This window comes from Streptomyces sp. NPDC015127 (assembly GCF_043080095.1).
In the GTDB taxonomy this organism is placed as follows: Bacteria; Actinomycetota; Actinomycetes; order Streptomycetales; family Streptomycetaceae; genus Streptomyces.
The window spans coordinates 220,766-244,376 of record NZ_JBIBVE010000001.1; the positions used below are offsets into that span (position 1 = coordinate 220,766).

General features: G+C 71.2%; 23 protein-coding genes and 1 pseudogene. 13 read left to right on the plus strand and 11 right to left on the minus strand.

Going from position 1 to position 23,611, the window contains the following annotated elements; translation table 11 throughout:
* The first annotated feature begins 74 nt into the window (after positions 1-74).
* Complete coding sequence (locus tag ACF08N_RS00940) at positions 75-830, plus strand: MerR family transcriptional regulator (protein WP_392322404.1); 756 nt, start codon at positions 75-77, stop codon at positions 828-830.
* 73 nt (positions 831-903) lie between these two features.
* On the opposite strand, the gene ACF08N_RS00945 is transcribed toward ACF08N_RS00940, so the two are convergent.
* The 4 genes from ACF08N_RS00945 to ACF08N_RS00960 are packed head-to-tail and all read right to left on the minus strand — an operon-like array spanning position 904 to position 6,651.
* The gene (locus ACF08N_RS00945; protein WP_392322405.1) at positions 904-3,078 is read right to left on the minus strand and encodes a 3-hydroxyacyl-CoA dehydrogenase NAD-binding domain-containing protein; all 2,175 of its coding nucleotides are present in this window, start codon (positions 3,076-3,078) and stop codon (positions 904-906) included.
* A 40-nt stretch (positions 3,079-3,118) separates the two neighbouring features.
* A complete protein-coding gene (locus tag ACF08N_RS00950) occupies positions 3,119-4,333 on the minus strand; it encodes an acetyl-CoA C-acetyltransferase (protein WP_392322406.1) in 1,215 nt (404 codons plus the stop codon).
* Between the two features lie 45 nt (positions 4,334-4,378).
* On the minus strand, positions 4,379-5,521 hold the full coding sequence (locus tag ACF08N_RS00955; RefSeq protein WP_392322407.1) for an acyl-CoA dehydrogenase family protein: 1,143 nt from the start codon (positions 5,519-5,521) through the stop codon (positions 4,379-4,381).
* A complete protein-coding gene (locus tag ACF08N_RS00960; RefSeq protein ID WP_392322408.1) occupies positions 5,518-6,651 on the minus strand; it encodes a CaiB/BaiF CoA transferase family protein in 1,134 nt (377 codons plus the stop codon). Before ACF08N_RS00960 ends, ACF08N_RS00955 begins: the two co-directional genes overlap by 4 nt.
* Positions 6,652-6,883: 232 nt before the next feature.
* Here ACF08N_RS00960 and ACF08N_RS00965 point away from each other — a divergent pair, with 232 nt between their 5' ends.
* From ACF08N_RS00965 to ACF08N_RS00975, 3 genes and pseudogenes are all read left to right on the plus strand, one after another.
* Positions 6,884-8,083 carry a saccharopine dehydrogenase family protein gene (locus tag ACF08N_RS00965; protein ID WP_392322409.1) on the plus strand — a complete coding sequence of 400 codons (1,200 nt, stop codon included), beginning with the start codon at positions 6,884-6,886 and terminating at the stop codon, positions 8,081-8,083.
* Between the two features lie 174 nt (positions 8,084-8,257).
* Positions 8,258-8,540, plus strand: a pseudogene (locus ACF08N_RS00970) (short-chain dehydrogenase); the annotation flags it as partial.
* Positions 8,541-8,945: 405 nt separating this feature from the next.
* Positions 8,946-9,440, plus strand: coding sequence for a hypothetical protein (locus tag ACF08N_RS00975; RefSeq protein WP_392322410.1), 495 nt, complete (start codon positions 8,946-8,948; stop codon positions 9,438-9,440).
* A 232-nt stretch (positions 9,441-9,672) separates the two neighbouring features.
* Here the strand turns inward: ACF08N_RS00975 and ACF08N_RS00980 are convergent, their stop codons facing one another.
* Both ACF08N_RS00980 and ACF08N_RS00985 read right to left on the minus strand, forming a co-directional pair.
* A complete protein-coding gene (locus ACF08N_RS00980) occupies positions 9,673-10,329 on the minus strand; it encodes a DUF4360 domain-containing protein (protein ID WP_392322411.1) in 657 nt (218 codons plus the stop codon).
* Positions 10,330-10,754: 425 nt separating this feature from the next.
* Complete coding sequence (locus ACF08N_RS00985) at positions 10,755-11,447, minus strand: endonuclease V (protein WP_392322412.1); 693 nt, start codon at positions 11,445-11,447, stop codon at positions 10,755-10,757.
* A gap of 41 nt (positions 11,448-11,488) precedes the next feature.
* Between ACF08N_RS00985 and ACF08N_RS00990 the strand changes: the two genes are divergently transcribed.
* Positions 11,489-11,788 carry a YciI family protein gene (locus ACF08N_RS00990; protein ID WP_392322413.1) on the plus strand — a complete coding sequence of 100 codons (300 nt, stop codon included), beginning with the start codon at positions 11,489-11,491 and terminating at the stop codon, positions 11,786-11,788.
* A 10-nt stretch (positions 11,789-11,798) separates the two neighbouring features.
* On the opposite strand, the gene ACF08N_RS00995 is transcribed toward ACF08N_RS00990, so the two are convergent.
* Positions 11,799-12,917 carry a WD40/YVTN/BNR-like repeat-containing protein gene (locus ACF08N_RS00995; protein WP_392322414.1) on the minus strand — a complete coding sequence of 373 codons (1,119 nt, stop codon included), beginning with the start codon at positions 12,915-12,917 and terminating at the stop codon, positions 11,799-11,801.
* Between the two features lie 221 nt (positions 12,918-13,138).
* On the opposite strand from ACF08N_RS00995, the gene ACF08N_RS01000 reads away from it, so the two are divergent.
* A complete protein-coding gene (locus ACF08N_RS01000; protein ID WP_392322415.1) occupies positions 13,139-13,555 on the plus strand; it encodes an SsgA family sporulation/cell division regulator in 417 nt (138 codons plus the stop codon).
* Between the two features lie 13 nt (positions 13,556-13,568).
* Here the strand turns inward: ACF08N_RS01000 and ACF08N_RS01005 are convergent, their stop codons facing one another.
* Positions 13,569-13,805, minus strand: a complete 237-nt coding sequence (locus ACF08N_RS01005; protein ID WP_392322416.1) for a hypothetical protein — start codon at positions 13,803-13,805, stop codon at positions 13,569-13,571.
* A 339-nt stretch (positions 13,806-14,144) separates the two neighbouring features.
* Between ACF08N_RS01005 and ACF08N_RS01010 the strand changes: the two genes are divergently transcribed.
* From ACF08N_RS01010 to ACF08N_RS01035, 6 genes are all read left to right on the plus strand, one after another.
* Complete coding sequence (locus ACF08N_RS01010) at positions 14,145-15,791, plus strand: ABC-F family ATP-binding cassette domain-containing protein (protein ID WP_392322417.1); 1,647 nt, start codon at positions 14,145-14,147, stop codon at positions 15,789-15,791.
* Positions 15,792-16,031: 240 nt separating this feature from the next.
* Positions 16,032-17,006, plus strand: coding sequence for an acyl-ACP desaturase (locus ACF08N_RS01015; RefSeq protein ID WP_392322418.1), 975 nt, complete (start codon positions 16,032-16,034; stop codon positions 17,004-17,006).
* Positions 17,007-17,184: 178 nt separating this feature from the next.
* Positions 17,185-17,490: a hypothetical protein gene (locus tag ACF08N_RS01020; protein ID WP_392322419.1), complete on the plus strand. Its 306-nt coding sequence runs from the start codon at positions 17,185-17,187 to the stop codon at positions 17,488-17,490.
* A complete protein-coding gene (locus ACF08N_RS01025) occupies positions 17,483-18,721 on the plus strand; it encodes a hypothetical protein (RefSeq protein WP_392322420.1) in 1,239 nt (412 codons plus the stop codon). Before ACF08N_RS01020 ends, ACF08N_RS01025 begins: the two co-directional genes overlap by 8 nt.
* A 22-nt stretch (positions 18,722-18,743) precedes the next feature.
* The gene (locus ACF08N_RS01030) at positions 18,744-19,415 is read left to right on the plus strand and encodes a hypothetical protein (RefSeq protein ID WP_392322421.1); all 672 of its coding nucleotides are present in this window, start codon (positions 18,744-18,746) and stop codon (positions 19,413-19,415) included.
* Entirely contained in the window at positions 19,415-20,020 is a 606-nt protein-coding gene (locus ACF08N_RS01035) for a hypothetical protein (protein WP_392322422.1), read from the plus strand. Before ACF08N_RS01030 ends, ACF08N_RS01035 begins: the two co-directional genes overlap by 1 nt.
* Here the strand turns inward: ACF08N_RS01035 and ACF08N_RS01040 are convergent.
* On the minus strand, positions 20,017-20,277 hold the full coding sequence (locus tag ACF08N_RS01040; protein WP_392322423.1) for a WhiB family transcriptional regulator: 261 nt from the start codon (positions 20,275-20,277) through the stop codon (positions 20,017-20,019). The genes ACF08N_RS01035 and ACF08N_RS01040 overlap by 4 nt on opposite strands.
* A gap of 59 nt (positions 20,278-20,336) precedes the next feature.
* A complete protein-coding gene (locus ACF08N_RS01045) occupies positions 20,337-21,131 on the minus strand; it encodes a VOC family protein (RefSeq protein WP_392322424.1) in 795 nt (264 codons plus the stop codon).
* 260 nt (positions 21,132-21,391) lie between these two features.
* On the opposite strand from ACF08N_RS01045, the gene ACF08N_RS01050 reads away from it, so the two are divergent.
* A complete protein-coding gene (locus ACF08N_RS01050; RefSeq protein ID WP_392322425.1) occupies positions 21,392-22,258 on the plus strand; it encodes a hypothetical protein in 867 nt (288 codons plus the stop codon).
* A 290-nt stretch (positions 22,259-22,548) separates the two neighbouring features.
* Here the strand turns inward: ACF08N_RS01050 and ACF08N_RS01055 are convergent, their stop codons facing one another.
* Entirely contained in the window at positions 22,549-23,535 is a 987-nt protein-coding gene (locus tag ACF08N_RS01055; protein WP_392322426.1) for a multicopper oxidase domain-containing protein, read from the minus strand.
* Positions 23,536-23,611 lie beyond the last annotated feature (76 nt).

Consider the following 23,611-nt stretch of genomic DNA (forward strand, 5'->3'; position numbering starts at 1 on the left):
CCCGGCCCCGGCTTTCACAACGATGGTGAGACAGCAATACTGTTGCACCGGTGCGGTTCAGCAGAAGGAGGGTCATGGCGACAGAGACCGAGGAGCCGAGGCTCACCGTCGACGAACTGGCCGCGCGTGCCGGGGTCACCGTGCGCACCATCCGGTTCTACAGCACACGCGGCCTGCTGCCGCCGCCCGTGATCGGACCCCGCCGGGTCGGGCACTACGGCTCCGACCACCTGTCCCGGCTGGCCCTCATCGAGGAGCTGCAGCACCAGGGCATGACGCTGGCGGCGATCGAGCGTTACCTGGAGCAGCTGCCCGCGGACCTGAGTGCCCAGGACCTGGCGATCCACCGGGCCCTGGTCGCCTCGTGGGCGCCCGAGTCGGCCGAGGAGGTGAGCCGGCAGGAGCTGGAGCGCCGGGCCGGCCGGGCGCTGTCGGAGCAGGACGTGGACCGGCTCGCGGCGATGGGCGTGCTGGACCGTACCGCCGGGAAGGCGTACCGGCTGGACGGCTCGCTGCTGCGTCTCGGGGTGGAGCTGCTGGACGTGCCCATCGCGCACGAGACGATCCTCGCGTCCCGCACGGTCCTGCTGGAGCACGCCCGGGCCGCGGCGCAGGACCTGACGCGCCTGTTCCGCGACGAGGTCTGGGGTCCCTACCGCGAGCGCGCGTCGGACGCGGACCATGTGGCGGCGATGAAGTCGCTGTCGGCGCACATGCAGCCGATGGTGATCCAGGCGCTGGTGACGGCGTTCCAGCGCTCGCTGCGCGAGGAACTGCGCGAGGCGTTCGGCACGGGCGGGCCCGCGGACGCGGCCGAGCGCGACGCGTGAACGCCGTGTCCTGGGACAAGGACGGCGGCAGCCACCGGCGGGGCCGGTGGCTGCCGCACAGCCGCGTCACGCGTCACGCGTCGGTGAAGACCTCGCCCCGCTCCGCCTTCTCCAGCAGCAGCGCGGGCGGCTGGAAGCGCTCGCCGTAGCGGTCGGCCAGCTCGCGGGCGCGGGCCACGAAGCCGGTCGGGCCGCCCTCGTAGCCGTTGATGTACTGCAGCACACCGCCCGTCCAGGCCGGGAAGCCGATGCCCATGATGGAGCCGATGTTGGCGTCGGCGACCGAGGTGAGGACGTTCTCCTCCAGGCAGCGGACGGTGTCCAGCGCCTCGGAGAAGAGCATGCGCTCCTGCATGTCGCGGAACGGGATACCGGCGCCCTCGCGGGTGAAGTGCTCGCGCAGGCCCGGCCACAGCGCGGCGCGCTTGCCGTCCTCGTCGTAGTCGTAGAAACCGGCGCCACCGCTGCGGCCGGTGCGGCCGAACTCGTCGACCATCCGGTCGATCACCGCTTCCGCCGGGTGCTCCGCCCAGGTGCCGCCCGCCTCCTCGATCGCGCGCCTGGTCTCGTTGCGGATCTTGCGCGGCAGGGTGAGGGTCAGCTCGTCCATCAGGGAGAGCACCTTGGCGGGGTAGCCGGCCTGGGCCGCGGCCTGCTCGACGGAGACCGGGTCGACGCCCTCTCCGACCATCGCCACGCCCTCGTTGATGAACTGGCCGATGACCCGCGAGGTGAAGAAGCCGCGGGAGTCGTTGACGACGATCGGTGTCTTGTTGATCTGGCGGACCAGGTCGAAGGCGCGGGCCAGCGCCTCGTCGCCGGTGCGCTCGCCCTTGATGATCTCCACGAGCGGCATCTTGTCGACGGGCGAGAAGAAGTGCAGACCGATGAAGTCGGCCGGCCGGGAGACGCCCTCGGCGAGCACGGTGATGGGCAGCGTGGATGTGTTGGAGCACAGCAGGGCATCGGGCTCGATGACGTCCTGGATCTCCTGGAAGACCTTGTGCTTGAGCGCGGTGTCCTCGAACACCGCCTCGATCACGGCGTCGCAGCCCGCGAGGTCGGCCGCCTCCGAGGTCGGCGTGATGCGTGCGAGCAGCGCGTCCGCCTTCTCCTGGGTGGTGCGGCCCCTGCCCACCGCCTTGGCGCACAGCTTCTCGGAGTAGCCCTTGCCCTTCGCGGCGGCCTCGGCGGACACGTCCTTGAGGACGACCTCGATACCGGCGCGTGCGCAGGAGTACGCGATGCCCGCGCCCATCATCCCGGCGCCGAGGACGGCGACCTTGCGGACGGTGCGCGGCTCGATGCCGGAGGGGCGGTTGGCACCGGAGTTGACGGCCTGGAGGTCGAAGAAGAACGCCTGCATCATGTTCTTGGCGATCTGCCCGGTGACCAGCTCGGTGAAGTACCGGGCCTCGATGACCTGCGCCGTCTCGAAGTCGACCTGGGAGCCCTCGACGGCGGCCGCGAGGATGTTGCGCGGCGCCGGATAGGGCGCGCCCGCGGTCTGCTTCTTCAGGTTCGCGGGGAAGGCGGGCAGGTTGGCGGCGAACTTCGGGTTCGACGGGGTGCCGCCGGGGATCTTGTAGCCCTTGACGTCCCACGGCTGCTGGGAGGTGGGGTTCGCGTCGATGAAGGCACGGGCCTTGGCCAGCATCTCGTCGGTGGTCTCGGCCACTTCGTGGACGAGGCCGTTCTCGAGCGCGCGCCGCGGGCTGTACTGGGTGCCCTGGAGCAGCAGCTTGAGCAGGGCGTCGGTGATGCCCATGAGCCGTACGGTGCGGGTGACGCCGCCGCCCGCGGGCAGCAGGCCGAGGGTGACCTCGGGCAGGCCGAGCTTGGAGCCGGGCGCGTCGAGGGCGATCCGGTGGTGGCAGGCGAGGGCGATCTCGTAACCGCCGCCGAGGGCCGCGCCGTTGATGGCGGCGACGACGGGCTTGCCGATGCTCTCGATCCGGCGCAGGGCGCGCTTGATGCCCATGCCGGCCTCGAAGACGAACTGCGCGTCGTCCGGACCCGCCTGGATCATCTCCTTGAGGTCGCCGCCCGCGAAGAACGTCTTCTTGGCGGAGGTGACGATGATGCCGCGGATGGACTCCTGTTCGGCCTCCACGCGGTCGGCGATCGCCGTGATCGATGCCTTGAAGGCCTGGTTCATCGTGTTGGCGGACTGGTTCGGGTCGTCGAGGACGAGCGTGACGATGCCGGTCTCGTCCTGTTCCCAGCGGATGGTGGTGGACTCACTCATGGTGGTGACTACTTTCGCAGGCAAGGGAAGAGGACGGGGGTCAGAGGCGCTCGACGACGGTGGCGATGCCCATGCCGCCGCCCACGCACAGGGTGGCGAGGCCGTACCGCTTGTCCTGGCGCTCCAGTTCGTCGACGAGGGTGCCGAGGATCATCGCGCCGGTCGCGCCGAGCGGGTGGCCCATGGCGATCGCGCCGCCATTGACGTTGACCTTGTCGAGCGAGAGGCCCATGTCCTGGGCGAAGCGCAGGACGACGCCGGCGAACGCCTCGTTGATCTCGACGAGGTCGATGTCCTCGATGGTCAGCCCGGCCCGCTTCAGCGCCTTGCGGGTGGCGGGGGCGGGGCCGGTGAGCATGATGGTCGGCTCGGAGCCGGAGACGGCGGCGGAGACGATCCGGGCGCGCGGGGTGAGGCCGTAGCGCTCGCCGACCTGCTTGCTGCCGATGGCGACGAGGGCGGCGCCGTCGACGATGCCCGAGGAGTTGCCCGCGTGGTGGACGTGGTCGATCTTCTCGACCCAGTGGTACTTCTGGAGGGCGACGGCGTCGAAGCCGCCGAGGTCGCCGATGTCGGCGAAGGACGGCTTGAGCGCGGCGAGGGAGTCGGCGGTGGTGCCGGGGCGCATGTGCTCGTCGTGGTCGAGGACGACGAGGCCGTTGCGGTCGCGGACCGGGACGACCGAGCGCGCGAAGCGGTCGTCCTTCCAGGCGGCGGCGGCCCGCTCCTGCGACAGCGCCGCGTACTCGTCGACGTCGCGGCGCGACCAGCCGCCGAGGGTGGCGATCAGGTCGGCGCCGATGCCCTGGGGGACGAAGCCGGTGTCGTAGTTGGTCATCGGGTCGGCGAACCAGGCGCCGCCGTCGGAGGCCATGGGCACGCGCGACATGGACTCGACGCCGCCGGCGAGGACGAGGTCCTCCCAGCCGGAACGGACCTTCATCGCGGCCATGTTGACGGCCTCCAGGCCGGAGGCGCAGAAGCGGTTCTCCTGGACGCCCGCGACCGTGTCGGGCAGTCCCGCGGCGATCGCGGCGATGCGGGCGATGTCGGAGCCCTGGTCGCCGACCGGGCCGACGACGCCGAGCACGATGTCGTCGATCGCGGCCGGGTCGAGGCCGGGGAAGCGGCGCTCGATCTCGTGGATCAGTCCGACGACGAGGTCGATGGGCTTGGTGCCGTGCAGGGCGCCGTTGGCCTTTCCGCGCCCGCGCGGGGTGCGGATCGCGTCGTACACATACGCTTCGGTGCTCACTGTCGGGAGCCTTTCGATGAGGGTGGGCCGGGTGCGGAGGTGGTGTCAGCTGAGCAGCGAGCGGCCGATGATCTCCTTCATGATCTCGGTCGTCCCGCCGTAGATGGTCTGGATGCGGCCGTCCGTGAACGCCCTCGCGACGGCGTACTCGTTCATGTAGCCGTACCCGCCATGGAGCTGGAGGCACCGGTCCGCGGCGCGCTTCTGCAGCTCGGTCGCCCACCACTTGGCCATGGAGGCGTGGACGGCGTCCAGTTCGCCGGCCGCGTGGTCGGCGATGCAGCGGTCGAGGAAGGCGCGGGTGACAGCGCACTCGGTGGCGAGCTCGGCGATCTCGAAGCGGATGTGCTGGAGCTTGGCGAGCGGCCGTCCGAACGCCTCGCGCTCCTTCACGTACGCCGTCGTGATCTCCAGCAGGCGCTCGGCGGCGGCGATCCCGGCGACGGCTATCGCCATCCGCTCCTGCGCCAGATTGGTCATCAGGTGGACGAAGGCGCCGTTCAGCTCGCCGAGGAGGTTCTCCTTGGGGACGCGTACGTCGTTGAAGAACAGCTCCGCGGTGTCCTGGGACTTCTGGCCGATCTTGTCGAGGTTCCGGCCGCGCTCGAAGCCCTCCGTGCCGCGCTCCACGACGAGCAGCGACAGGCCGTGCGCGCCGCCCTCCGGGGTGGTCTTCGCGACGACGACGACCAGGTCGGCGAGGATGCCGTTGGAGATGAAGGTCTTGGAGCCGTTGAGCACCCAGTGGTCGCCGCGGTCCTCGGCCGTGGTGCGGATGCCCTGGAGGTCGGAGCCCGCGCCCGGTTCGGTCATGGCGATGGCCGTGATGATCTCGCCGGTGCAGAAGCCGGGCAGCCAGCGGCGCTTCTGCTCGTCGGTGGCCAGGGACGTCAGGTAGGGGCCGATGATGTCGTTGTGCAGCCCGATGGCCAGTCCGGGCGCGCCGGCGCGGGTGAACTCCTCGTGCAGCACGGCGGCGTAGCGGAAGTCGTCGTTGCCGCCGCCTCCGTACTCCTGCGGCACGGCGAGGCCGAGGAGGCCCTGCCGGCCCGCCGCGAGCCAGGCGTCCCGGCTGACGATGCCGTCCTTCTCCCACTGCTCGTAGTGCGGCAGCACCTCCTTGGCGAGGAAGGTGCGGACGGTCTCGCGGAAGGCCTCGTGCTCGGCGGTGAAGATCTGGCGCTTCAACGGTCCTCCTGGGGATCGGTCAGGGGCACGTCCCAGTCGCGGGCGACCTCCGCCGTGTGCGCGCCGGGCATCGCCGGCGGCCGGGTCACGGCCCCGGGCGTGGCGGAGAACCGCGGGGCGGGTGCGGGCTGGGTGATGCCTCCGTGGTCGGTGAACGTGGCGCGGGCGGCGATATGGGGGTGCGCGGGTGCCTCGCGCAGCGAGAGGACGGGCGCGACGCAGGCGTCCGAGCCCTCGAAGACCGCGGTCCACTCGGCGCGGGTACGGGTCCTGAAGCGGGCGGCGATCGCCTCGCGCAGGTCGCCCCAGCGGTCGAAGTCCTTGCGGGCCGGGATCTGGTCGCCGATGCCGAGCAGCTCGACGAACTCGTCGTAGAACCGCTGCTCCAGCGCGCCGACCGCCATGTATCCGCCGTCGGCCGTCTCGTAGGTGCCGTAGAAGGGGCATCCGCCGTCGAGCAGGTTCGCGCCGCGGCGGTCCTGCCAGCCGCCGGCCGCCATCATGCCGTGGATCATCGTGGCGAGATGGGCGGCGCCGTCGACGATGGCCGCGTCCACGACCTGGCCCGTGCCGCCCTCGGTGCGCGCATGCTGAAGGGCGGCGAGCACGCCGATGACGAGGTAGAGCGAGCCGCCGGCGTAGTCGCCGACCAGGTTGGCGGGGACGACGGGCGGCTCGCCGTCCTTGCCGATCATGGAGAGCGTGCCAGTCAGGGCGATGTAGCCGATGTCGTGGCCGGCCCGGTCGGCGAGCGGGCCGTCCTGCCCCCAGCCGGTCATCCGCCCGTAGACCAGCCGCGGATTGCGGGCCAGGCACACGTCCGGGCCGACGCCGAGCCGCTCGGCGACGCCGGGGCGGTAGCCCTCGATCAGGATGTCGGCCCGCTCGACCAGGTCGAGGACCCGGCGGGGCCCGTCCTCGGACTTGAGGTCGATCAGCACCGAGCGCTTGTTGCGGTTGGTGAGGTCGTAGGCCGGATCGATACCGAGTCCCGCGCCGCCGGGGCGGTCGATCCGTACGACGTCGGCCCCGAGGTCGGCCAGGAGCATGGCGGCGAACGGGCCGGGCCCGATGCCCGCCAGCTCCACCACACGCACCCCGGCCAGCGGGCCGTTCATTGACGCTGTCATCCAGCCCCCAGCACTGTGACACAACTGATGTAACACCAGTGATGGTAAGAACGTGTTCCACTCCGCACAAGGGTTTCGGGAGAGCAAGCGCTTAGAAGTACGGACAACGCCAGGTTACCGATGGGAAACGGATCTTCTGCGGGGCCGCGCGGCGCGCTAGCCTCAGCCACCGACATCGGCGTTCTGGCCCCCGGCCCTGATCCGCCGGACAGCCCCGACGGCGGAGGAACCCTTGGACAGCCAGAACGGGACCGGTCGCGCGCAGCGCCCGTACGACATCGTGCTCTTCGGGGCAACCGGGTTCGTCGGGCAGCTCACCGCCGAGTATCTGGCGCGGTACGCGCCGGGCGACTGCCGCTGGGCGATAGCGGGCCGCAGCCTGGCGAAGCTGGAGCGGCTGCGGGAACGCCTCGCCGCGATCGATCCCTCGTGCGTGGACCTGCCCCTGATCGAGGCGGACGCGGACGACGCCCGCGCGCTGCGGGAACTCGCGGAGTCGACGCGGGTCGTCGCCACGACGGTCGGTCCCTATGTCCTGTACGGCGAGACCCTGGTCGCCGCGTGCGCCGAGGCCGGGACGGACTACGCGGACCTGACGGGCGAGCCGGAGTTCGTGGACGCGACGTTCGTACGCCACGACGCGCGCGCCCGCGAGACCGGCGCGCGCCTGGTCCACGCGTGCGGCTTCGACTCGGTCCCGCACGATCTGGGTGTCTGGTACACGGTGCGGCAGCTGCCCGAAGGGGTGCCGCTGACGGTCGACGGGTTCGTCAGCTCCAACGCCATGTTCTCCGGCGGCACCATGGCCTCGGCCCTCACCGCGATGGCGCGCGGCCGCGAGACGCTGCGCGCCGCGCACGAACGCCGGCTGCACGAGCCGCGCCTCGTCGGGCGGCGCGCCCGCGCACCGCTGGGCGCGCCGCACTTCAACCGGGAGACGGGAGCGTGGGCGCTGCCGCTGCCGACGATCGACAAGCAGATCGTGGCGCGTTCGGCCCGCGCGCTGGAGCGTTACGGCCCCGACTTCCGCTACCGCCACTACGCGGCGGTCGCCTCCCTGCCGGTGGCGCTCGGCGCCCCGGCGGCGGTCGGCGCGGGTTTCGCCCTCGCCCAGATCCCGGCGGCGCGCCGGTGGCTGATGTCCCGCTACGCACCGGGCGACGGCCCGAGCCCCGGGCGCCGTGCGAAGAGCTGGTTCTCGGTGCGCTTCGTGGGCGAGGGCGGCGGCCGCCGGGTGTTCACGGAGGTGTCGGGCGGGGACCCCGGCTACGACGAGACGGCGAAGATGCTGGCGGAGTCGGCGCTGTGCCTGGCGTTCGACGAAGTGGCGCCGGGCGGGGGTCAGTTGACGACGGCGGTGGCGATGGGCGACGCGCTGCTGGAGCGGCTGCGGGTGCGGGGGGTGCGGTTCCGCGTGGCGGCGGTGCGGTAGGGGGCGCTGCGGGTTGGGCGGCGCGGCGGGGGCCGCGGCGCGGGGCCGTTTCCCACCCCCTCCCCCTACGGCCTGGCGGCCTTAGGGGGAGATTCAGGCACGGGGCAGCGCCGCGCACAGGCAGCCCGCCGGCCGTCGAGTGAAGAAACACGACACAAGGTGTCGGGTTCTGGGTCGGAGATGATGCTCGACGGCTTCGGCGCCACCGAGGACAACTGGCGCGACGCGCTGGCCACGGTGCCGCACTTCAGCATTTCGGAGACCCCGTCGGACGCGCGGTCGCGGCGCCGGCCGACGACGCTGACGTCGCGCGATGGAACGGCCAGTCGCTGTCCAGCGGACAACTCGCACAGGAATACGGCTTCACCGACCTCGACGGCTCGCGCCCGGACTGATGGCGCTACCTGGTCGAGGTCGACGACGCCGGCAGCCCGCGGACGCAACCGGGTACCGGTGACGGGCACCGCTCACGCGCCGGGGCGTCAACAGCGGCAGCCGCACAACTCCTGGCCCGTCAGCGGGTCGTCGTTCGGTCCTAGCGGCCCGGCGCGGTGTCACGACTCGTCGGCGTCCGGGTCGCGCAGCGGACGCAGCCCGCTCGGCACATCAGAGCGGCCCGGTAAGCATCCGCCGCTCGTCTACTTCATGAGGCGGGAACGCCTGATCAAAATCGGTGGTCGACGAACGTGAGGAGCCGGCCGTCGGCGCTCGCGCCGTAGGACGCGGTGGTCCGGGTGTGTTGGGAAGATGCCGCCGGACGGATGAACCGGGCACTTTTGATGAGTTTGAGAATTGACGCTCCATCGCACTGTGAGAATTCTTGGGCGCACTCAAAGAGCCCGCGTTCATCAGGCGAGGAAGAATGCAATCCATTTCGAAGTGGAGCGTGGTGGCAGCAACGGCGTTGTCGCTCGCGACTCTCGCCGGTTCCGCCTCTGCGTCCCGTGAGCCGCACCCCCTGGACTGGGGCATGGACGTCAAGCGCAAAGAAGTCATCAGCCTGACGTCTACGGGCACAGGAACCACGGTGGTCGACAACGGGACACCTGGACGCGGGGTCGGTGATCAGATCATCATCACCGCGAACCTCTTTCGCGGAGGTGTCAGCTATGGCACCGAGGGAGCAGTGTGCACCCGAGTGGCAGCGCAAACCACTCACTGCACAGGCACTTTCAGCCTTCCCCGGGGGCAGGTGACGTGGCAGCACCTGCAGACCACCCCTGGCGGCACCCCGCCCAGCGACTTCGCTGTCGCCATCACCGGCGGCACCGGCGCGTACGCCACTGCCCGTGGCCGTGCTCACGTCGCCAGGATCGCTGAGTCAGGCGGAGCCCTCACCCTCTATCTCGTGCACTGACCTGGGGTGTTGCCCGGGTCAAGGCAGGGACTTGGTACTGCTGACGGTACCGGGACCTGCCTGCCGGGAGCGCGGATTCAGTCACGGTGGCGCCTGGCTGGGCTTCGCAGGCGCCTTGGGACGGTGGCTCCTGCCACAAGCGCCGCCAGCGGGGACGACGACGTTCGTCCAAGGGGCGCGGATCGGCGGCCCGGCGGCCGACACATCGGGCGCCGGGCCGGCTGCGCGGGCGTCAGCGCACCGGGCACTTCTTCCAGGCGAAGTGGTACTTGGTGGTGAAGCTGCCGTCTGTTGAGTCCATCGCCATGAAGCTGGTGGTGTTGGTCGTGTCGGAGCGTCCGCCGTCCACGAGCAGCTCGGTGTTGATGTTGAAGTTCCGCTCCTCACCGCAGGCCTTGTGGACGAGGGCGTGGACGGCAGTTGCGTCGGAGACCTGCCAGTTGTCCTGGAGCGGGCCGTGGAACCGGTGGCTGCGGTACGACGTCTGGGACATGCCCTGGAAGTAGTAGCTGGCCCGCTGCGTGGCGCTCGCACCGTTCTGCAGGCTGGCGAAGCCGCGATAGTCGGCCTTGGCGACGGCATAGGTGAAGCCCTGCGGGGCGTGCACGTTCAAACCGAGCTGGCAGTTCTTGCGGAAGTCGGTCGGCTTGGCGCCCTTGCCGACCTGAGCGAGGTACTCGCTGTAGGTGATGGTGAAGGCCGTGTTGTCCGGCGCGACGGCCACGGTTGCGCTGCCGGGTCGGCAGCCCGAGCCGTTGACGGAGACGAGGTCGATCGTAACCTTGTCGGGCGGGGCGGGGGATTTCATGACCGCCGTGGTCCCCGAGGACGGGGTGAAGGCGGCGACAAGTGCCGCCGTGGCGCCACCGATGAACATTGTTCTCAACATGGGGTCCCTTCTGACCGCTCGGTGCGCCCGCTCGAACCACTTCGATGAGGCCGTCACCCATAGCGTCACAAATTCGACCATGATGTGACTCCGAGCCGCAGGACCCACGCCGAACACCTGCCATGTGGGCTAGGAGTTGCCGTCACAGTGTCACGCCCACATCAGGAGCGATGCGGGGGTGACTGCTCAGCGCTCTCGCCCTGCGCCGGGCCACCCGCCCGCGCCAGGCATGGGCCCCTGCCCCTCAGGCCGCTGGTCACGGCCGGCGGGCGGCGTTGGCCACGCGGCGCAGGGCAGGCACCGTCGCCGAGAGGGGAGGCCAAGCCGTTTGTCCCTGTCGAGTCGGAAGGTGCCGGGACAAGAACGCCCCGCGCATGCGGAGCCGACGGGGTGCAGCGCAGCCCATCGGCTCCCGTCCCGAAGACTTACGTCGTCGCCTCGCGCAGTGCCTCGCGGCACAGCGCGTCCGCGTGGCGGGTCGTTTCCGGGACGCGGAAGCGCGGCGACAGACGCAGCACGTGCGCGCAGGCCACATCCAGCGTCACCCGGTGGCCGACCGAGACGTACACCGGCTTCACACCGGACTGCGTCCGCAGCGCCCGCCCCACCTCCTCGCCGTCCTCGGCGCGCAGCGGCGCGAAGTCCCCGCGGCGGTCGCCCAGTTCGGGGTGCGAGAAGACGAACGGGTTCTTCGCGACCCCGATCACCGGCAGGCCCGTCACCACCCCGAGGTGGCTCGCGAGCCCGAAGCGCCGGGGATGCGCGCGGCCGTAGCCGTCGCAGACGACCAGGCCGGGAGGCACCGGCAGGGACTCCAGCGCGGCCACCACCGTCGGGATCTCGCGGAAGGCGAGCAGCCCCGGGACGTAGGGGAAGGAGACGCGGCCGACCGCCGTGGACCGCGCCACGACGTCCAGGGTCGCGGCGTCGAGCACGACGGCCGCCGCGGCGACGATGTCGCGCTCGTCGTCGTACGCGACGTCCACACCGGTCACCGATCCCGTGCCGGGCGGCGGTCCGGCCTCGTCGAGGACGACGCGCGTGCGCAGCTCGTCCTGGACGGCCAGGGCCGCCTCCTCGGTCTCGGGCCAGCCCGCGGGAATGTCGACGATCTTCATGGTGCGATCAACCCTATGCCGCCCCCGGTAACCTGGCGATCATGTTCGTACTGGAATTGACCTACACCGCTCCTGTCGACCGTGTCGACGAGCTCCTCGCCGCGCACGTCGAATGGCTGGACGCGCTGTACGAGGAGGGCGTGTTCATCGCCTCCGGACGCAAGAACCCGCGCGACGGCGGCGTGATCCTCGCCGTCGGGGACGACCGCGCGCGGATCGAGCAGATCGCGGCGGCCGACCCCTTCGTCGTCGGCGAGGTGTGCACGTACCGGATCACGGAGTTCATCGCGACCAAGACCGCTCCGGAACTCGCCGCCTTCCGGCAGCAGTTGCCCTCGTAGCCCCGCCCGGTCAGAACTCCAGGCGCGCCACCCGGCCCTTCTCTCCCGACGCCCAGCACCCGAAGTCGGGCGTGCAGTCGACCGTGTCGAAGGACCCGGTGTCCACGGTGCGCCAGGTGCGCCCGCCGTCGACCGTCAGGTCCGTACCGGTCGGGCCGACGGCAAGCGCGGCGGATCGCAGATGCGGCAGCCAGGCGACGCCCGAGCGGTACGCGGGCGGCGGTGACGCAGCCTGGCGCCAGGTGCGTCCGCCGTCGCCCGTGACCGCCGCCGCCTTGGGCGATGCCTCGCCGGAGCGGTAGTCGCCGCCGACCGCGATGCCGTGCTCGCGGTCGCGGAAGGCGAGGGCGAAGACTCCGCGTGCCGGGTCCCCGGCCGGCACGGTCGACTCAGCGACGCTCCAGTGCAGTCCGCGGTCGGCGGAGTGCAGCACCCGGGCCGTGGCACCTCCGCCGGTGGCCAGCCAGACGTCCTTCGGGCCGGCGGAGACGAGGCACTGACCGCCGGCGGCGAAGCCCGCCTCGCCCGGAAGGGCGGCCGGCATGCCGTCGCTCGGCAGCACCTTCCAGGACCGGCCCCCGTCACGGGTGGACAGGATCCGGTACTTGCCGTCGACCGGGTCGCTCATGGCGAGGCCGTGCCGGCTGTCGAAGAAGGTGAGGCAGTCGTAGAAGGCTCGCGGGTCGGTGTTGCGGAACGACTCGGTCCAGGTCTCTCCGCCGTCGTCGGTGCGCAAGACGCGGGACGCCTCCCCCTCCCCGATCGCGAGCACGACCGCCCGGCGGGCGTCGAACGCCTCGACGTCCCGGAACTCCAGCTCCCCCGCTCCCGGCGGCGAGACGTTCAGCCAGCTGCGGCCGCCGTCGCCGGTACGCAGCACCGTCCCCTTGGATCCCGCCACCCACGCCACCGTGCGGCTGACCGGCGCTAGGCCGCGGAAGCGCACGGCGGTCCCGGTGTCCTTCAGCTTCCAGGCGGGCATCGCCGCGGCCGCGCGCCCCTCGACCCCCGCGGTGCCCGCCGCCGCGCCCGGGCGGGCAGCCTGTGCCGGTACTGCGAGCGCTGCGGAAACCGCAGCCGCGCACAGTCCCACCGACACCAATCGTCTCGTCTTCCCCTTGGACGTCATGGCGCTGGAAGCTAGCCCACGGGCCCAGTGGCGTCCAGAGTGCGAGACGGCGCCCTCCGCGGCGCACTCCGCGGGCCGGGCGCGGGCCGGGCGCGGGCCGGCGCGGTGACGCAGCTCACTGCGTCGGCGGATGCACGGATTCCGTTGTTCCACCGTCTTCCGTGGTGCCTGGCAGCCCCGGGCCGGACGATCCCACCGAGCCGCACACGAAGGAGCGGGCCTTGTCCACCGTCATCGAGCAGGCCGTTCAGGCCCGCCTCGTCGCCTCCGCGCCCCGTATGGAGTCGGTTCCGGCGACGCTGCACTACGACCGCAGGGACCCCTTCGCGGTGCGGATCGACTTCCCCGGACCGGCGACGCTGGAGGGCACGGACACCTCGTGGGCGTTCTCCCGCGAGCTGCTGACCGAGGGCGTCCACGCGGCGACCGGCGTCGGCGACGTCCGCGTGCGGCCGTACGGCTACGACCGTACGGTGCTGGAGTTCCACGCCCCCGAGGGCATCGCCATGGTGCACATCCGCACCGGTGAGCTGCGCCGCTTCCTCGACCGGGCGCAGACGCTGGTGCCGGCGGGCACCGAGCATCTGCACCTGGACCTCGACCACGATCTCGCCGAACTGCTGGGCGACTGCTGCTGACTGCCTGCGCCGCTCAGCCGTCGCTGCGGCGCTCCCCCATCAGGGCGTTGAGCCGCCCGTAGTCCTCGCCGCCGGCCAAGGCCGTGTACGTGCCCGTCTCCAGCATCTCGGCGGCCGCCCGGCGTACCACGGCATGAGCGGCCTGCGCGATCCCCGACCCGAGGCTGACCCGCGCCGCCCCGAGCCGAACCGGCACAGCAGCATCCGGCGCGCCCGGGCCCGCCATCACGTTCAGCCGGGCGTCGATCATCGAGGGCGGCTACGCGGCCGACGGCGTCTCCGAGACTTCAACGCCGGGCGGGCCGGGTGGCCCGCCGAGCCCGTAATTGCTTTGACAGTCCGCGGCGCCGGTACCTACCGTGCTTGACGGTTCTGTTGTCGTCGATCGGAGTAGGACGTTGCTCGTCTGAGGTCCCCCGACACCGTGCGGTCCGGCTTGCGCCGACCGCGCACGTGTGCGACCTCGACGCCCTGCCGTCCTCCTTTCCGCCCGACCGGGACCTCTTCTCGATCCCGTACGGCTCCGTCGCCGCGTGTCCCGGTGTCTCCGCCCGTTGCCCCGCCCCTTCCACGCGACCGGGAGACCCGTATGCCACTCACCCCGACTTTCGTCACCTGCTCGTCCCTCTGCTTCGCCTGGCCCGACGGCACGGAGGTGTTCGACGACTTCCAGCTCGCCGTCGGCCCCGGCCGTACGGGCCTGATCGGCCTCAACGGCTCCGGGAAGTCCACCCTGTTGAAGCTGATCGCCGGCGACCTCACCCCCGCGTCGGGCACCGTCCGCGTCGCGGGCGAGATCGGGTACCTGCCGCAGAACCTGGTCCTCACCACGGGCCTGCGCGTCGACGAGGTGCTCGGCATCGCCGCCACTCGCGCGGCGCTGCACGCCATCGAGGGCGGCGATCCGAGCGAGGAGCACTTCGCCGCCGTCGGAGACGACTGGGACGTGGAGGAGCGCGCACGCGCCGCACTCGACCAGCTCGGCCTCGGACACATCGGCCTGGACCGCACGATCGGCGAACTCTCCGGCGGCGAGGGCGTCCTGCTGCGGCTGGCGTCCCTGCTGCTGGCCCGGCCGGACGTGCTGCTGCTCGACGAGCCGACCAACAACCTGGATCTGTACGCCCGCCGCAGGCTCTACGACGCGGTCACCGCCTGGTCCGGGGTCATGGTGGTGGTCAGCCACGACCGCGAACTGCTCGAACGCGTCGATCAGATCGCCGATCTGCGCGACGGCGAGGTGAGCTGGTACGGCGGCAACTTCACGGCGTACGAGCAGACGCTCGCCGTGGAACAGGAGGCGGCCGAGCGCATGGTGCGCGTGGCGGAGGCCGACGTACAGCGCCAGAAGCGCGAACTGGCCGAGGCGCAGATGAAGTTGGCGCGCCGCAAGAGGTACGGCCAGAAGATGTGGGACAGCAAGCGTGAGCCCAAGATCGTGATGGGCGCCCGCAAGCGCGCCGCGCAGGAGTCCGCCGGCAAGCACCGCATCATGCACACGGAGCGGCTCGCGGAGGCCAGGGAACGCCTCGACGAGGCCGTGGAGGCGGTACGTGACGACGACGAGATCCGGATCGAGCTGCCGTACACCACCGTCCACCCCGGGCGCGAAGTGCTGCGGCTCAGCGGACTGCGACTGCGTCACGGCGGCGAGATCCCCGGCGAGCTGGAGGTGCGCGGGCCCGAGCGCATCGCCCTGGTCGGGCGCAACGGCGCGGGCAAGACGACGCTGCTGCGCACCATCGCCGGAGAGCTCGCGCCGGTTGCCGGCGAGGCGGTCGCCCAGGTGCCGCTGCGCTTCCTGCCGCAGCGTCTCGATCTGCTCGACGACGACCTGAGCGTGGTCGAGAACGTGGCCCGCTTCGCGCCGGGAGCGACGAACAACGCGATCCGGGCGAAGCTCGCGCGCTTCCTGTTCCGCGGGGCGCTCGCCGACCAGCCGGCGGGCACGCTGTCGGGCGGCGAACGCTTCCGGGCGGCCCTCGCCGCCCTGCTGCTGGCCGAGCCCGCACCGCAGCTCCTCATGCTGGACGAGCCGACGAACAACCTCGACATGGCGAGCGTGCGGCGGCTGACGGCGGCCCTGGAGTCCTACGAGGGCGCACTGATCGTGGCGGGCCACGACGTGTCGTTCCTGGAGTCGATCGGCGCGACGCGCCGGTTGCTGCTCGACCGCGAGGGACTGCGGGACATCTCGGCCGAGGAGCTGCGGGCGGAGGCGTTCCCGGCGGGCTGACCAGGGCGGGGGCTGTGGCGGGGCGGGTGGCCGGGCCCGGGCGGGCCGATCCGGGCGGGGCGGGTGGCCGGGGCCGACGGGAGGTGAGCTGCCTCTCCCTTCGGCTCCGCCACCTGCCCACATAACCGAGCGTAAGAGGACATTGCGGATCCGGGCTTGGCCGAGGCCTTATCGCGCGCTTAACCTACGGTCTCGTAACCTACGAACCCGTAGGTATTACTCCCGTCCCCAGGAGCACTCGTGACGATCACCTCTCCCCACCTCGGCAGTTCGGACGCGTGGTCCGACGCCCGACTGCTGTACGCGCTCGAAGAGGTGGTGGAGAAGGAGCTCAACCGCCATCTCAAGGTCGCCAAGGACTGGATGCCGCACGAGTACGTGCCGTTCGGTGACGGCCGGAACTTCCCCGGCCTCTTCGAGGACGGCGAGGCCTGGGAGCCCAGCCAGTCCAAGGTCACCGACCTCGGCCGGATCGCCCTCGTGGTGAACCTGCTCACCGAGGACAACCTCCCCAGCTACCACCACGAGATCGCCACGCTCTTCGGCCGCGACGGCGCCTGGGGCACCTGGGTGCACCGCTGGACCGCCGAGGAGGGCCGGCACGGCATCGTCATGCGCGACTACCTGCTGACCTCGCGCGCGGTCGACCCGGACAAGCTGGAGCAGTTCCGCATGGCACACATGTCGGAGGGCTTCGAGTCGGACAACCGCCACTCGATGCTGCACTCCGTCGCGTACGTCGCCTTCCAGGAGCTCGCGACCCGCGTCTCGCACCGCAACACCGGACACCACTCGGGCGACCCCGTCTGCGACCGGATGCTGGCGCGCATCGCGACCGACGAGAACCTGCACATGGTCTTCTACCGCAATCTGCTGAGCTCCGCCTTCGAGCTCGCCCCCGACCTGACCATGCAGGCCGTCCGCGACGTCGTGGTCAACTTCCGGATGCCCGGGCACGGCATGCCCGGCTTCGAGCGCGCGGCCGCGCAGATGGCGATCGGCGAGATCTACAACCTGCGCATCCACCACGACGACGTGCTCCAGCCGGTGCTCCGCTTCCTGAAGATCATGGAGATCGACGGCCTGGGCCCCGAGGGCCTCAAGGCCCAGGAGGAGCTCGGCCTGTACATGGGCGGGCTGGACGCGGAGGCGTCGAAGTTCGACGAGAAGCTCGCGGCCCGCAAGGCCCGCATGGCGGCGCGCGCGGCGGGCTGACGCCCGGCGCGGCAGAGGCTGAGGCCCGGCGAGGCGGCGCGGAACGGCGCGCCCGCCGGGCTTCGGCCTGGGCGGATCCTCGCGGCAGCCCGTCAATCGGAGCATCCGGATATCCCACCACTCGTGCGGGGTACGGCAGCTGTCCCGTACGGCGGCAGGTCTGCCAGGGTGATCGGCCATGGATCCCGATCTTGAGGTGAACGGCCGCCAGCTGTCCCGGTTCTGCCGGGCCCTGGACCAGTCCCTGACGTCGCTGGCCGAGGCGCGACGGGCGCTGGAGCACGTACGGGCGGACCAGCTGGGCACCGCCGCGCTCGACGAGGCGTGCGACGGCTTCCAGAAGCGCTGGAAGTACGGCGCCGAGCAGCTGGACGGCCGCATCGGCTCGGTCCGCGACGGCGTGAAGGCCACGCAGGCCGGGTTCGCGGAGGTGGAGCGGGCCATCGAGGCGGCGTTCAAGGCGGTGGCGTCGCGGCATGGCTGAGTACCCGTTCCTGGGCTGGGACCCGGCGCCGGGCAGCCCCTCGGAGATCGCGGCGCTCCAGAAGAAACTCCACGCCTCGGCGACGGCCCTGGGCACGGCACACGCACTGGTGAACCGGCTCCTCGGGGAGAGCGCGCACTGGCGGGGCGAAGCGGCGCAGGCGTTCCGGGGAGCGCTGGACGGTGACCTGCCCCGCTACCTGAGGAACGCGCACCGCTCGGTGTCGAAGGCGTCGGCGCGGCTGCTGTCGTGGCACGAGGACCTGGTGAGCTACCAGGCGACGGCGCGGAAGTACGAGACGAGGGCGCGGCTGGACGCGGCCGAACTGAAGCGCGCGGAGACCCACCACGACGCCCTCCGCGCGACCCCGGACGCACCGCCACCGGACCTCCGCACGGCGGCGTCCGCGGTGACGCACGCACGCGCGGCACTGGAGTCGGTCCGTGCGCTGGCCCGCGAACTGGAGGCGACGCACGAGGCGGAGGCGGCGCGGATCGCCAAGTCCCTGAACGAGGCAACGGACAGGCTGGCACCGCGGGAGCCGGGGGCGTTGGACAAGGTGCTGAAGTGGATCGACGAGGATCTCGGCGACCTGTTGTCGGACATCTCTGCGGTCGCAAGCTTCTTCGCTCTGGCCATCGGGCCGTTCTTCCCGCCCGCCGGTATGGTCCTCATGCTCGTTGCTGCCGGCGCGAGCATCGGAGCCCTGACGTTGCACCTGGCCGATTCCAAGGTTCGCCAATCGCTCAAGGACGGCTTCACCAAGGGCGAATTCGACGCCGACTTCTGGGGTAGCGCCGTAACCGTGACCGGCGATGCGCTGGGAGCCGTACCGGGGGTTGCCGCCATCGCTCACGGAGCCAAGTCGGCGTCGGCGGCCGCCCATGGGGTGTCCGCACTGGCTGATCCCGGAGCCCTGGCCATGGCCCGTGCGGGCTCTCAAGGATTCGGGCGAGGTGCCTGGGAAGCCATGGACGGCATGCGGCAAGTGGAGAACCCGCTCACCTCATGGGCGTTGCGCAGCACACCCCAGCTCGTCCAGGAGGGAACGAAGTACACCTTCGCGGGCGCGGGAGCCGCCACAGCCGTCTCGCATTACACCCCCTACAACAAGAACGAAACCGTCTCGAACACGGCGACAGCCGTGGACGGCACGCGCGCAGCGCTCGACGACGGACCCAGCGCCGCCGCCAAGGCAGCCCATGCCTGGGCCGCGCTGGCAGGCCGGTAACGACGACCCGGAGGCGAACACCATGTCCACCACCGTCCCCCCGCTGTGGTTCCGTCTACCGCCCGGCTACCACGAATATGACGATTCCAGCCTGGCAGACCACGAGGAGATCGCGTCAGCACTCCTGCCGGCAGTCCTGGGCGACGCGGCAGATGTCGACAACGCCCGCCGCCAGTTGGCGGCCGCGAGCAATCTGCTCCACGCCATGCGTCACGAGGCAACCGTCCACCTCTCCCTTGGGGCCCACCCTGACGAGGACCAAGGAGCCACGTTCTCCGTCTTCTGCATCTCGGTGACTGAGATGCAGTGGCGGGCCGCGGCCGTGGCAGTCGCCCAGAGCGCACTCGCGCTCGCCGGCTCTCCCCGGTGGAGCAGCAATTCCGGAAGGATTCTCGACCTGCCCTCCGGGCAGCCCGCAGCACTGGTGTCCGGCACCTTAGCGGCCCCGCATCCGCAACTGCTTCGGAGCGCTGGGATCCTCGCCGAGCCGTGCGAGACGTTTCAGGCGCGGCTCACCGTGCCGTTCCCGACGGGTACGCACGTCGCCGTCGCGGACATCACCAGCGCGGCGATCCGTCACGCGGCCGCGTACACGGACATCCTGGAAGGCATTGCCGGAACCATCTCGTTCACCCCGCCTTCCCCGCCGTCCAGCCCGCCCCAGCGCCCTTCTCGCCTTCTGGAGCTGTTCTGATGGCCCCTCAGCAGCCTGCGGTCCCCCAGCTCAAGGCAGCGTTCGACCATCCCCCGACGGCACGGGGGCACCGCAGACTCGTCGTCAAACGACGCATCTGGCTCGCCCTGATCGTCGCCACCGGGGTGGGGTGGACCTGGATGGGTGTGGCGCATCCTCCCAGGAACGTCATCGGCATGATCGTGATCAGCGTCCTCTTCTATCCGCTGCTGCTCACGGTCACCTACCTCGCCCTGCGCCGCACCCGCCGCAACGCCGCCATTCTGCGGACTTATCCCTGGCGGGCCTTCCCCTGCGAGTACCCCCGCCGCTCGCTGGAGAGTCCCAAGGTGGTCGTCATCAACTTCACCGACGATCACGCCCCCGTCCTGCGCTTCACTCCCTTCTCCGTGAACCTCAGGGAGAAGCAGAACCCTCAGCCGGACATGATCTGGTTCGCCGGTGACATCCGGTACGGCGGCGTCGTCTCGCCCGTCGGTGGGCACTTTCCCGTGCGGGTGGTGCCCGACGCCCCCGCCGCGCCCGTGCCCGCTGGCACCGCCGGCGAGGACGAGCTCGCCCGTGTGGCCGAGCTCGTCAAGGACGGCAAGGTGCGGACCACCTAGCCGCGGCCCACACCCTCGCGGCCCTGCTTCAACCTGTGCCGCTCCTTCTCCGACAGCCCGCCCCACACCCCGAATCTCTCGTCGTGCCTCAGCGCGTACTCCAGGCACGCCACCCGCCCCTCGCACGCTCCGCACAGCTGCTTCGCCTCGCGGGTGGAGGATCCGGGGGCCGGGAAGAAGAACTCCGGGCCCGCCTGGGCGCACAGCGCTGTCTCCTGCCAGGCCAGTTCCGGGTCGGTGATGGTGTTGATCGCCATGCGCACCACCCTGCCCCGTGGCGATAAACAGCCGATCAATGACGCGTCAACGACTCCCGCTAGCGCTGTTCCACTCCCCGCAGGACCGCGAACCGCGCTCCCGCCGGGTCCGCGAGGCGGGCGAAGCGGCCCACGCCCTCCATCGTGGTGGGGGGCATCCTGATCTCACCGCCGAGTTCCTGGGCCGTCGTCACGGCCGCGTCGCAGTCGGTGACCTCGAAGTACGGCAGCCAGAACGGGCCTTGGGCCTTCTCCCCCGGCTCCGCCGTCAGCGGGACGGCTCCGGCGAACGCCGACTCGGCGTCCGTGCCGCCCGGGCGGATCAGTGTGTAGGCGCCGCTGCCGTCCGGGAGCGGCATCGTGGACGTCTCCCAGCCGAGGACGGTGGAGTAGAAGGCGAGCGCGGAGTCCGGCTCGGGGGTGTACAGCTCGAGCCAGCACAGCGTGCCGGGGTCGTTCACGACGTCGAGCCCCTTGTTCCGCCGCGGCTGCCAGGCGGAGAAGCCCGCGCCGGAGGGGTCCAGGAAGACCGCCATGCGGCCCTGGTCGAAGACGTCCATCGGCTCGTACGCCACCGTGCCGCCGTTCCTCTCGACCGCCGCGGCCGTCGCGTCGAGGTCCGGTGTCTGGAAGTAGACGCTCCAGCCGGCCGGCGCCCGGTCCGCGGGGACGGTCATGCCGGCGGCGACGGTCCTTCCGTCGAGGCGGAACATCCCGTAACCGCCCGCGTCCGGCCCGGCGGACTCGAACTCCCAGCCGAACAGCCTGCCGTAGAAGAACCTGGCGGCATCGAGGTCGGGGGTGCCGAGGTCGAGCCAGTTCGGCGAGCCGGTGACGTAGGCGGTGCTGAGCATGTTCCCTCCTCCAATGGCCCCCCGGGCGACGGTCGTGCGACCGCGGTCCGTGCCGAGTCTGCTACCGAACCGCGCCGGACGCACGGAGTACCGGGTCCCCGGCGATTCGCGCCGGAAGCGAGGCAAGTGCGTTGCGCGTGCAGCCGGTGCCGGGGCAGGATCGCCGCCATGACCGCCGATAAGGCCCGTGGCGCGTAGCCGCCCGCCGCCCGCCTCCTCCGGCCGACACCCTTGCGAACGTCCCCTGCCGAGGAGCCCCCGTGGAATCCGTGTCCCTCCGTCCCTACGCCCGGCTGCCGCGCGCCCACGCCGGGCGCGAGATCCTGCACAGCACCGTCGACGCCTTCGGGCGCGCCCACTGGCTGCTCGCGGAGCCGGGGCGTGCGGAGGTGTACGACGCGCTGGTCGTCTCCGTCGACGACGGGCAGGCGCAGGAGACGCACCTGAGTGCCGTGACCGCGCGGTTCCCGTTGCTGGACGCGCTGCCGGAAGGCGGTTTCGTCGTCGCGGACGCCCGCCGTCGCGGGGATGCCGATCACGTTCAGGTCTTCGACGCCCTGGGGCGGGTCTCCTGGTCGTTCGCCGTGGGCGACGCGATCGAGCATCTGCTCGCGGACGAGTCCGGGGATCTGTGGGTCGGCTACTTCGACGAGGGCGTGTTCGGCGACGATCCGCTCAGCGTCCCGGGGCTGCGCAAGTGGTCGGTCACCGGTGAGCCGCTGTGGGAGCTGCCGCTGTCGACGGCCGGCGGGTGCATGGCCGACTGCTACGCCCTCAACGCGGATCGCTCCACGGCCTGGGCGTACTACTACACCGACTTCCCCCTGGTGCGTATCGGCGGGGACGGCACGGCCAGGGTCTGGGAGTCGCCCGTCGGCGGCGCGAAGGCGATCGCCGTGTCGGACGGCGGTGCGGCCTTCTTCGGCGGGTACGGACGGGACGGCGACCGCCTCGTCGTGTGCACCCTGGCCGAGCGGACCGCCGCGCCGTACCTGCACACCACGCTCGTCCGGCCGGACGGGTCCCCCATCGGCCCCCGCCGGGTGGTCGGCCGCGGCCCGCGCATCCACGTGCAGGCCGCGCCGTACACCGCGTGGGAGGTGTGGGACCTGGGCGAGTCCGGCTAGGGGCTGTCCGGCGGATCAGGGTCGGACAGGACGCGGCGTCTGGCGCATGGGGTGTCCCCAGGCCCGCAGGGGCCGAGGGCGTGGGGTCTCCCCAGGCCCGCAGGGCCTAGGGGAAGCATCGCAAGGCGCCGGAGTGCCCTGATGGCGGAGCTGTTCGGGCATTTCGGCAACGCTGGGGGCACCTCCCGTGCCCGAAGGGCTACGGGGGAGAGGTGCCGTCGCCTGGGGGTACCCCCAGGCGACGCCCTGGGGGAGCGTCGTGGCCCCGGCCGAGATCCGCCGGACAGCCCCTAGTGGGCGTGGCCGCCGTCGGAGGCGGCGTGGTGCGGGTCGTGTCCGGGGATCGTGCCGTCCTCCTTCGCGACGAGGAAGAGCCCGGCCATGCCCATGTCCGAGTGGCTCTGGACGTGGCAGTGGTACATCCAGGCGCCCGCGCCCACGTGTTCGCCCGCGATCACCTGGAAGCCGAACGAGTCCGCCGGGCCGGTGATCTTGTTGTCGATGACCTGGCTGACGTCCTCGGGGCCGGACAGCAGGCCCGTCCTGTTGTCCGCCCAGCGGTGACCGTGCATGTGGAACGTGTGGTAGAACTCGCCGTGCGTGATCATGATGATCTCGACGCGGTCGCCCAACGTGGCAAGGAAGTTGGGCGGATCGGCGGCGGGCCGGTTGTTGATCGTCATGTCGTTGAAGACGATCGTGAACTGCTTGTCGGGCAGGATGTCGCCCTTCCTGCGCACCACCAGCGGCCCGTAGAGCCCCTTGCGGATGCCGCCCGTGCCGTGGTCGGTGCCCACGACGTGGTCGTGGTAGTGCCAGTAGCCCGCGCTGCCCGGGCGCCAGGTGCCGTCGGCGCGCCGGCCCGGGGCGTGGGTGCGCCAGGTGTAGGTGCGGGTGGCACCCGGCTCGACATGGCTTCTGCTCATCCTCGTGCCGTCGTTGTTGATGTCGTAGTCGACGCCGTGCGGGTGCAGGCTGACGGGCACGTCCATCAGGTTCTCGAACTCGATGTGGAGCGTGTCGCCCTCGTTCAGTTCGATCAGCGGGCCGGGGATGGTCGCCTTGCCCTTCTCCAAGCCGTATCCCATCTGACCGTCCGCCAGTTTCTCGGCGTACAGCTTGAGGTGGCGTACCACGCCTCCTGCCGGGGCAGTCCTCGGTGACGTCGAGGCGGTGGGGGCCGCGCTGGAGGCCGGGGCGAGGGACAACGATGTCATTCCCGTGGCCGCGACCGCCCCGCCCGCGAGCAGGCGCCGGTTGAAGCTGCGTCTGTCCATGCCGAACTCTCCAGTCGTTGGCGGAGATTGACGGGGCGCGCACCGGCGCTCCCGGGGACGAGCCATACCGTAGCCG

Bases quoted from the DNA above. Each gene is read 5' to 3' on its own strand.
- ACF08N_RS00995 (WP_392322414.1), bottom strand. From the start codon at position 12,917: ATGACGTCCAAGGGGAAGACGAGACGATTGGTGTCGGTGGGACTGTGC.
- ACF08N_RS01040 (WP_392322423.1), bottom strand. From the start codon at position 20,277: ATGGCGATCAACACCATCACCGACCCGGAACTGGCCTGGCAGGAGACA.
- ACF08N_RS01020 (WP_392322419.1), top strand. From the start codon at position 17,185: ATGGATCCCGATCTTGAGGTGAACGGCCGCCAGCTGTCCCGGTTCTGC.
- ACF08N_RS00985 (WP_392322412.1), bottom strand. From the start codon at position 11,447: ATGAAGATCGTCGACATTCCCGCGGGCTGGCCCGAGACCGAGGAGGCG.
- ACF08N_RS00975 (WP_392322410.1), top strand. From the start codon at position 8,946: ATGCAATCCATTTCGAAGTGGAGCGTGGTGGCAGCAACGGCGTTGTCG.
- ACF08N_RS00990 (WP_392322413.1), top strand. From the start codon at position 11,489: ATGTTCGTACTGGAATTGACCTACACCGCTCCTGTCGACCGTGTCGAC.
- ACF08N_RS01010 (WP_392322417.1), top strand. From the start codon at position 14,145: ATGCCACTCACCCCGACTTTCGTCACCTGCTCGTCCCTCTGCTTCGCC.
- ACF08N_RS00980 (WP_392322411.1), bottom strand. From the start codon at position 10,329: ATGTTGAGAACAATGTTCATCGGTGGCGCCACGGCGGCACTTGTCGCC.
- ACF08N_RS01045 (WP_392322424.1), bottom strand. From the start codon at position 21,131: ATGCTCAGCACCGCCTACGTCACCGGCTCGCCGAACTGGCTCGACCTC.
- ACF08N_RS00960 (WP_392322408.1), bottom strand. From the start codon at position 6,651: ATGACAGCGTCAATGAACGGCCCGCTGGCCGGGGTGCGTGTGGTGGAG.
- ACF08N_RS00945 (WP_392322405.1), bottom strand. From the start codon at position 3,078: ATGAGTGAGTCCACCACCATCCGCTGGGAACAGGACGAGACCGGCATC.
- ACF08N_RS01035 (WP_392322422.1), top strand. From the start codon at position 19,415: ATGGCCCCTCAGCAGCCTGCGGTCCCCCAGCTCAAGGCAGCGTTCGAC.
- ACF08N_RS00940 (WP_392322404.1), top strand. From the start codon at position 75: ATGGCGACAGAGACCGAGGAGCCGAGGCTCACCGTCGACGAACTGGCC.
- ACF08N_RS01030 (WP_392322421.1), top strand. From the start codon at position 18,744: ATGTCCACCACCGTCCCCCCGCTGTGGTTCCGTCTACCGCCCGGCTAC.
- ACF08N_RS01025 (WP_392322420.1), top strand. From the start codon at position 17,483: ATGGCTGAGTACCCGTTCCTGGGCTGGGACCCGGCGCCGGGCAGCCCC.
- ACF08N_RS01055 (WP_392322426.1), bottom strand. From the start codon at position 23,535: ATGGACAGACGCAGCTTCAACCGGCGCCTGCTCGCGGGCGGGGCGGTC.
- ACF08N_RS01005 (WP_392322416.1), bottom strand. From the start codon at position 13,805: ATGATCGACGCCCGGCTGAACGTGATGGCGGGCCCGGGCGCGCCGGAT.